The following is a 7984-nucleotide window of genomic DNA, read 5'->3' on the forward strand; positions in this document are numbered from 1 at the left end:
AGGAGGAGTCCATGAGTAAATTCAGCCAGTTACTGGGGGGAGCCCATTTTTCAGGGCCACTATTGTTATTGCTTCTGGCCGCTTGCGATAATCCACCGCCTGCATTCCGCGAGGACGTGACACCTATTGGAGAAGGTCGCGTTTATTCCGGTGACGCCACGGCTGAAAACGGCAGCAGCGATCTGGATGCGCAGGGAGACGACCACACAGCCGCAGACCGCGGTGAAGATGGCCCGGGCCTGCCCGCAGTCGCCGCAGCCTCCTGGAGCTTCCAGGCGACCACGCTGGCCCCGGGAAGCCTGTCCCTGGACCTTGCCAACGGTCAGTTCCAACAGCGTTTCAAAATGGATAACAACGTCGTGGCGACCCGCCTTGATTTTAATCAGGTGAACCGCCCCGTCGTGACTGAAGCCTTCCGTCAGGGTTCGGAGCAGGAATTCAAAAGCGAAAGCTTCTCGCAATCCGCAAGTGCCGCGGGTCTGCTGGATGTTCTCGTCGTCGTGGATACCTCGGGCTCCATGAAGGAAGAACAAAGCAATCTGAGCACCAAACTGCTGCCTCTTCTGAAATATGTGAAGGACGCAGATTGGAAGATCGGTGTTGTGACGACTGATCCGAATGAAGGCTGCTTGCGCGGCCTGATTCGCAAAGGTGATCGCAATGCCGAGCAGCTTTTCGCCAATGCCGTGAACGCGGGTATCCAGGGTAGCGGTAATGAGCGCGGTATCCTTCAGGCCGTCAATGGTCTGAAAGGCGAGTGCAACCAGGGCGGATCCTGGCTGCGCACCAACTCGACCGTCGCTGTGCTGATCGTCAGTGACGAGGATAACTGTTCGGCCGGACAGGATTGTGGAAACGATCCCTGGGCGAAGTCGGACTACCTTGTGAACTATCTGAGCAGCATCCGTAAGGTCGGTGTCAACGCCCGTACCTATGGTATCGTGTGGCATCCCTCCGTCACTCAAAGCGCTTGTAACACGGCGTTCCATGCCGCTCGCGTCTATGCGGACGCGATCAGCCGCACCAACGGGACCTGGGGTTCGATCTGCGATGCGGATTACTCCAGCACCTTGAGCGCGATTTCGTATGACCTGAGCGTGATCCTGAAAAACCAGTTCGCCCTTCAGTATGAGCCCTTTGCCAAGTCGCTGAAAGTTTTTGTGAACAATCAGCTGCAAAGCTCGGGCTATAAACTGACCGGCAACGTTCTGGAATTCACCACGGCTCCTGCGGCCGGTTCCACCATCAAGGTGGAATATGAGTTCACGAACGAACCACCACGGAACGAATTCTTCCTGGGTAACGTCGCGGACAGCTCGACCCTTCAGGTTTACCTGGACGGCGCGCCCACCTCGGCCTTTACCTATGACGCTGGCGCCCGTAGCATTCGCTTTGCCGCGGCACCCATGGTGTACGAAATCAAAGCTGTGTATCGCAAAGACGGCGAACTGAAGAATGACTTCCAGATTGGCAGCAATGCCAACGCTTCGACCATCAAAGTTTCAGTTAACGGCAAAGCCACCACAGGCTTTACCTATAACGCCGGCACCGGCCTTGTTCGTCTGAACGCAACTCCTGCGGATGCGGCCCAGGTCAATGTCAGCTTTGATCAGATCCTGAGTCCCAAACTCCGTTACCCCATCTACGCGGCTGCTGACGTGCGCAATCAGGTTCGCGTTTACGATGCGAACACGACCCGCTCGATTCCCGTGACCGTGGAGCGCGACGAGATCGTGTTCCAGGCTCGTGATTACAAGGCTCTGCGTGACGTCCTCGTGGTGTACCCAGCTGGTGGTGAAGATGCCCGGACCATCGACCTCGGTCGCACGGTTCTGGAAAATAGCGTGAAGATCAAAGGTCTGAAGTCCGGTGCCTGTGATGGCAACCTCTTCACGATCTCGGGCACGGCCCTTGACCTGAAGGACTGTAAGTTCCAGGCCAACGAAGGCGTCCTGATCGAGTTCACCTATGCTGCGGACCATACCAACAGCTTCGATCTGGGTGACCTGGAACTCGACCTTTCGCAGTATCGCTGGAAAGTGGCTGTGAACGGTGTGGAAACCTCGACTTATACCATCAATGACAACGAGCTGGTCTTCCCGGACCTGCCGATGAATGCCAAGGTGGATGTGAGTCTCTACAAGGTTACCCACTAAGCTTAGAGGTTTAAAAGGTGGGAAGACTCTGGAAGGGAATAACCTTCTGGTTGAATAGAGAGGCAGGTTGAGGCCTCTCGGATTAAAAAGGAGGTCAGATGACCTCCTTCTTTTTTTCGTGATCCAAAAGCACGCGTTTGATGATCTGCAGCAGTTCGTCGCCTTTGAAGGGTTTGATCAACCAACCATTCACGCCCAGTTCCTTGGCCCTTTTGATCATCGCATTGTCCCCCTGCTGGGTGAGCACGATGATGGGGCCGGTGAATCGCCGGTCCTCCCGCAGGATGCGCGAGAGTTCCAGTCCTTCCAGATTCGGCATGTGAATGTCGGTGAGCACCATGCGCACCCTGTCCTGATTGGCATCAAAAAGAGCCAGAGCTTCCAGGCCATCTTCGGCCGGCAAAACATCGAGTTCGGGCAGTTTTAGAAAAAAGAGGAGCTGATCGCGGATAGTTCGACTATCTTCAGCGATGATGAGACAAGGTTTTTGGATCATGAAGGGAAACCTCAGCCAGCGTTATTAGAAGCAGGTGCCTGGAGTTAAACAGTTCTGAACAAGCTCACATTTGCTCACCTGGCCATCCTGTGCGGTGGAAACACCCGAGCCCGTGGTCAGAGCATCATAAACACATTGAAGGCCGAGCGCCTGGCAGGCCGCACCCGATCCGCAGGCCGGGGTTGACGAGCAGCCGGCGTCAGCATTTTGATTGAACTTGGCCAGCTGCGCTTCGATCGCGTTCAGATCGCTGCCTGTGCCGGTGACATCGAGCAACTTGCAGTTCGCGGTGGCTTCCAGGATCAGACTGAATTGGTTCTGCACATTCGCGATGGTGGTCAGGCTGCTATTCAGACCGGAAAGATCCGGGCATTGCGCGTTGGGATTGCTGACATCGACAGTCGCCGCCAGGCTCGCGAGGCTGGTGGTGGTGCTTTGAATCGCGGTCGTCGCGTCGGTCACCGTCGGCAGGGCCATGACGCCGGCCAGAAAGCAGGCGAGGTTTTTTACGCGACTCGCATTGGGATCGGGAGCCTGCAAAAGATCGCTGACGCTTTCCGTTAAAGCGGCAAGACGCAGGGTTCGCGCTTCACCTTCGCCGACGACGGCCCCGGAAATCTGATCGAAGAAGTTATCCACGCCGCTGCCGGTGCCGCTATCGAAGCCGGTGCCATCGACGATATCCGTAAGGATGGTCCACATGCTCAGACCGGACTGGCCCAGGCGGGCTGCGCTGCGCAGAAGACGCAGGTCGTTGCTATCACGTCCGACCTTATCGAGGCTTGAAAGAGCCCCATCATAATCCTGCTCGTCGATCTTGATGCGGGCTTCTTCCATCAGGGCGCGATCCGTCTTGGGCTTGACGACGGATTCGTAAAGATTCATATCGCAGGCCGTGAGAACCCAAAAGGCTGTAACAGGAAGCATAAGGCGACGCCACATGGGTTGCTCCTCAAAAGCTCATGGTGGATTGAAGAGTCGCGGCCCAGCGACGATCCATGCGCTGGCCCGGTGTTTCGCCCAATTCCACGGCATAATTGGAAATATCGAAGCGGAAGGCCCAGGCATCCACGAAGGCGCCTGCGGTCAGATAGCCTTCCCGAATTCCTGTCGTCACACCGATATCATGATCCTTGCTATAAAAACTGCGGCCCAATTCCGCGCCCATATGCAGAAGGCGGGTGAGATTGAGACCCTGCCGATTCATGAGATCGTGCATCTCGGCCGACAGGTCAAGATCCCAGGCCCCATACTTCAGCCGATAGAGTCCACCGCTGCTGACCACGGATTCGAGTTTCGGTGGAACCTTGGTTTTATCGCTGTTTTCAAAGGCGGTATCGCCTATGTTTTGAATGGTCAGTCCGAGGCGCAGAGCAGGTGTTGGACGCCAGATCAAACCCAGGTCCCCGCCATAGCCGAGTCCGCTTTGCAGCGGCGCGTAGTCTTCGAATTTGGTTTCGGATGGAGGCGCAAATTCCACGATGTCGGTGAAACTCATCTGCCCGCGGATATACATCCGATAAAGCGGCCGGAATGTAGCGCCGAGCGAGAGCGTGGGAGCCAGCGGCATGGCGAGTGAAAACTGAGCGCCGGCAAAGGTATCCGATTCAAATTCCGCCTGGGGAGTGGTCGGATCCCGGAGTTCCAGCCACGAGGCGTTGCTGCCGAAGAGCTGAAATTCGAAATATTTGATGCGCATGGCGAGGGTCGAGAGCTGTCCTCTCAAATACTGGCGCTTGCCAAACTTATCATCGAAGCTGCGCAAAAATCCAAGCCCATCATCGACCGAACTGAGTTTCATCAGATCCGATATGGTATCAAAGGAGTTCTGCCCCAGCACGGCATCAAACTGCAGAAAGCGGAGCTGAAAGGTGGATTTGCTTTCCGCAAGGGTTGCGGGATTGAAGCGAGTGGCCTCGTTGGAGTCAAAGGCTGCCACATAAGTATCTCCGCGACCAGCAGCCCGCGGCGAAACAAAGACCGCCTCGCGCTCAGCCGCTCCAGCCGGACAGGACGAATAGAGTAACGGCAGAAGCAGGGTGCTTCGGGCGATACGCATAAGGCGCTCCCTTGCGATATAGATCTATGGGTCTTGCGCTTATTGTACCCGAAAAGTGCAGGTCTGCGTCAATGACATTACGATCGTTTGCCCGGGGGGACTCAGTTTTTGGGCAAACGATCAAGCAGAAGCCGCTAGAAGACGTTGGAAAGTCCTGGTGCATAGGTGATGACAAGCAAGGCCAGGATCAGAAGAGCCAGGAAAGGCATGGCCGCCCAATAAAGCAGGGTGATCGGCTTTTGGAATTTCAAGCTGGCGATAAAGAGGTTTATGCCCACCGGCGGCGTTGCATACCCGATTTCCAGGTTGACGAGGAAGATGATGCAAAGATGAATCGGGTCGATGCCCACTTCCATAGCGATCGGCACCATGATCGGCACGATGACGACGATGGCCGAGAAGATATCCATGACACAGCCGACACCGAGCAGGAATATATTAAGGGACAGCAGGAAGAGGATCTTATTATCCGTGACGGTCTTCAGCTTTTCCATGAGCATGGTCGGGATGCCTTCATCAAGCAGATAGCCTGTGAAGCCCATGGCAAAGCCAAGGATCACGATGATGGCTCCGGTCAATACACCGGCTTCGACGAAAACACGCGGCAGCTGACCGAAGAGCTTGACTTCCCGCAGTATAAAGCATTCAACGATGATCACGTAAATGGCCACCACGCCGGCGATTTCCGATATCGAGCCAACGCCTCCGTAGACGCCACCAAAGATAATGATCAGAGCCGGAATTTCCCAGGCCGCTGCCTTGGTCGCCCGGAACAGCTCACGGAGCGAGAATCCTTGATTCCCCAAAGCCTTGCCTTTGCGGCGAAGATTCAGGTCATAAAGAAAGGCATAGCAGCTCAGGATGAGCATCAGGAGCACGCCGGGAACAAAGGCCGCGTTGAAGATTTTTTCAATCTCGGTTTGTGTGACCACACCGTAGAGAATGATCGGCAAGCTGGGCGGGAAAAGCAGTCCAAGGCTCCCGCCTGTCACCAGAAGCCCCAGGGCGAATTTTTCGCTGTAGCCTTTCTCAATCAGGGCCGGGTAAAGCACGCCGCCCAAGGCCACGATCGTGACGCCGCTGGCTCCCGTGAGCGTGGTCAGCACAGCACAAGCAAAAAGCCCCGAGATGGCGACACCGCCGGGCATCCAGCCGAAGAGGGCTTCCATGAGATCCATGATGCGCCGGGGGGCTTTGGTTTCGGTCAGGATGCAGCCGGTAAAGGTAAAAAGGGGAAGAGCCACCAAAACGGAGGCCGACGACAGGCGGTTGAATTCGAGCAGCACGGTTTGCAGGTCAGTCGGATCCATTTCAATCAGATAAAGGGATCCCAGAGCCAGGCCCGCAAAGACAGCAAAGAGAGGAACTTCCATGAGGGCAATGATGGCGATAACAACGAAGAGCAGAGTTAAAAGCGACATGCAAGGCTCCTGCCGTCATGGATGGGGATAGAGGATCTGGAGAAAGAAGCGGAACGCGGCCACCACGAAGAATATCGGCATGATGATGGTCAGGTAACCGGACCAGCCCGAAAGGGCGATGGAACTGGCCACGAAATCCCGGCAGAGCAGGAGCAGGATCAGCATGACGATCATGCCGAACACACCGCCGATCCGATAGGCCCAGGCTTTGGCGTGTTCCGGCAGAGCGCGCAGCAGTAGTTCGAGGCGAATATGCTTGCCTCGCTTGATGGCCACCGAACCCCCAACCAGGGCAAGCCATAGGAGGAGGGCCGGCTGCAGCGAGAGAAGGTCCATCGACGTATAGGCGAAGACCTTCCGTGCGATGAAACCGCCTCCCGTCAGAAGTATGAGGAGGGAAAAACATGCGACGATCACAGCGTTTTCAATTTTTTCAATGAAACCATCCAACTTCAGCAGCATCGCAACGCGCTCCTCCCCTTTGATACTCACGACTTGGTTTTACGTGCCTGCTCCAGGATAGCCTGGACGCGATCAAAAAGTTCTTTCGGATAGATATCGCCAATAGCCTTTGTGTAAACTTTTTTCGCCGATTCCTCGAACGATTTCACATCGGCAGCATTGGGTGTCAGGAATTCGATTTTCTGCTCATTTTTCAGGACGGAGAGAGCGTTTTGGTTGTCGGCGCGGCTTTGCTCGACGATCTTTTGGCAATATTTCTTCACAACGTCGCGCATCAGCTTCTGCTCTTCGGGCGACAGCTTCTCGAACTTGTCTTTGCGCATGATGAAGGCGCCGGTGGAGTTGACGAAAGGATAGTCGAGCATATATTTGACTTTGTTCGACCACTGGAATGCCACAGCCGCGAGGGGGGGGGCATAAAAACTATCAATGCCATTGGAACCGCTCAGCTGGCCCGGTACTTCCTCGATGGTCTTGGGCTCGGCAGGTATGCCAAATTCCTTCATGAACATTTCTGCGAAGTAGTCGCCTTTCCAAACCCACATTCTGGTTTTGCGCATGGCGGCGAGCGTATCTATCTTTTGCTTCGAAAAGACGTTGACCAAACCGGCCTCAGCAAAACCTAGCAGTTCAAACGAAACCTCTTTGCCACCGATCTGGATGGGCCGGGCGAATTCCTTTGCGAAATAATCGAAGAGCTGCTCTTTGACGAGGTCGACTTCCGCCACGTTCCGATACAAAAGCGGGGTTTCAAGAATCCGAATGGATTTCACGGCTCCCTGCAGGCCCACGCCGCTCAGGGCCGCTGCATCCAAAGTGCCAAGGGCCATGGCCTGCAGCATCTGAGGATCGTCACCGCGCTGCCCGCCCGCATAGACTTTCAGCTTGATCTTGCCTTTGGACGCTGTTTCAAGCTCTTTACGCATCTCATGGACGAGTTTGGTCCACGCACTTCCTTCGGGGGTGATAATACCAAAATCAATGCGCGCAGCGAACAGAGTGGGCACACAGCCCAATCCCAACATAACCGACAGTACGAGTTTCCATATATGAGCCATTGCGAATGTTCTCCTTTACAAGCATAAGGGGCGGAATGAATTAAAACAAATCATCGATGCTTTTAAGATATAACTGCGCTCGATTTTTTGCCAGCTCGTTATACAGACGAAGCGTCGATGGTTCGGTCGGTTCGGTCGTGGGCTTCAGCAACGGCTTCAGAAGTTTCTCGAACTCGGCCCTGTTATTCTGCTGAACCATCGCGTAGCGTGCGTAGTACACGTCAGCCAGGATAAATTTCTTTTGATTCATGGCCTGAATGCGATCGTAATGCTGTTTGGCTTTTTCCGCGCTGCCGCCCATCATCGGCGATCGCGAGCCGTAGTAAGCCATG

At 55.1% G+C, this 7984-nt stretch carries 8 protein-coding genes; 1 reads left to right on the forward strand and 7 read right to left on the reverse strand.

The genetic code is table 11. From position 1 onward, the window contains the following. Nucleotides 1-11 precede the first annotated feature (11 nt). Nucleotides 12-2156 carry a hypothetical protein gene (locus VFO10_RS02650; RefSeq protein ID WP_325137125.1) on the forward strand — a complete coding sequence of 715 codons (2145 nt, stop codon included), beginning with the start codon at nucleotides 12-14 and terminating at the stop codon, nucleotides 2154-2156. A 94-nt stretch (nucleotides 2157-2250) separates the two neighbouring features. Here the strand turns inward: VFO10_RS02650 and VFO10_RS02655 are convergent, their stop codons facing one another. The 7 genes from VFO10_RS02655 to VFO10_RS02685 all read right to left on the reverse strand — a co-directional run. Continuing rightward, entirely contained in the window at nucleotides 2251-2652 is a 402-nt protein-coding gene (locus VFO10_RS02655) for a response regulator (protein WP_325137126.1), read from the reverse strand. Between the two features lie 24 nt (nucleotides 2653-2676). Continuing rightward, nucleotides 2677-3594, reverse strand: coding sequence for a hypothetical protein (locus VFO10_RS02660; RefSeq protein WP_325137127.1), 918 nt, complete (start codon nucleotides 3592-3594; stop codon nucleotides 2677-2679). Nucleotides 3595-3604: 10 nt separating this feature from the next. Next, nucleotides 3605-4711: a hypothetical protein gene (locus tag VFO10_RS02665; protein WP_325137128.1), complete on the reverse strand. Its 1107-nt coding sequence runs from the start codon at nucleotides 4709-4711 to the stop codon at nucleotides 3605-3607. A 134-nt stretch (nucleotides 4712-4845) separates the two neighbouring features. After that, on the reverse strand, nucleotides 4846-6132 hold the full coding sequence (locus VFO10_RS02670) for a TRAP transporter large permease (protein ID WP_325137129.1): 1287 nt from the start codon (nucleotides 6130-6132) through the stop codon (nucleotides 4846-4848). Nucleotides 6133-6147: 15 nt separating this feature from the next. Then, on the reverse strand, nucleotides 6148-6594 hold the full coding sequence (locus VFO10_RS02675) for a TRAP transporter small permease (protein ID WP_325137130.1): 447 nt from the start codon (nucleotides 6592-6594) through the stop codon (nucleotides 6148-6150). A gap of 26 nt (nucleotides 6595-6620) precedes the next feature. Further along, on the reverse strand, nucleotides 6621-7652 hold the full coding sequence (gene dctP, locus VFO10_RS02680) for a TRAP transporter substrate-binding protein DctP (RefSeq protein WP_325137131.1): 1032 nt from the start codon (nucleotides 7650-7652) through the stop codon (nucleotides 6621-6623). A 40-nt stretch (nucleotides 7653-7692) separates the two neighbouring features. Next, on the reverse strand, nucleotides 7693-7984 hold a 292-nt coding region (locus VFO10_RS02685; RefSeq protein ID WP_325137132.1), incomplete at its 5' end, for a TRAP transporter TatT component family protein.

The sequence above is a fragment of the Oligoflexus sp. genome (assembly GCF_035712445.1).
Taxonomy (GTDB): Bacteria; Bdellovibrionota_B; Oligoflexia; order Oligoflexales; family Oligoflexaceae; genus Oligoflexus.

Excerpts from the sequence above, each read along its gene's own strand:
- VFO10_RS02650 (WP_325137125.1), top strand. The coding sequence starts at position 12 with ATGAGTAAATTCAGCCAGTTACTGGGGGGAGCCCATTTTTCAGGGCCA.
- VFO10_RS02660 (WP_325137127.1), bottom strand. The coding sequence starts at position 3,594 with ATGTGGCGTCGCCTTATGCTTCCTGTTACAGCCTTTTGGGTTCTCACG.
- VFO10_RS02665 (WP_325137128.1), bottom strand. The coding sequence starts at position 4,711 with ATGCGTATCGCCCGAAGCACCCTGCTTCTGCCGTTACTCTATTCGTCC.
- VFO10_RS02670 (WP_325137129.1), bottom strand. The coding sequence starts at position 6,132 with ATGTCGCTTTTAACTCTGCTCTTCGTTGTTATCGCCATCATTGCCCTC.
- VFO10_RS02655 (WP_325137126.1), bottom strand. The coding sequence starts at position 2,652 with ATGATCCAAAAACCTTGTCTCATCATCGCTGAAGATAGTCGAACTATC.
- dctP (WP_325137131.1), bottom strand. The coding sequence starts at position 7,652 with ATGGCTCATATATGGAAACTCGTACTGTCGGTTATGTTGGGATTGGGC.
- VFO10_RS02675 (WP_325137130.1), bottom strand. The coding sequence starts at position 6,594 with ATGCTGCTGAAGTTGGATGGTTTCATTGAAAAAATTGAAAACGCTGTG.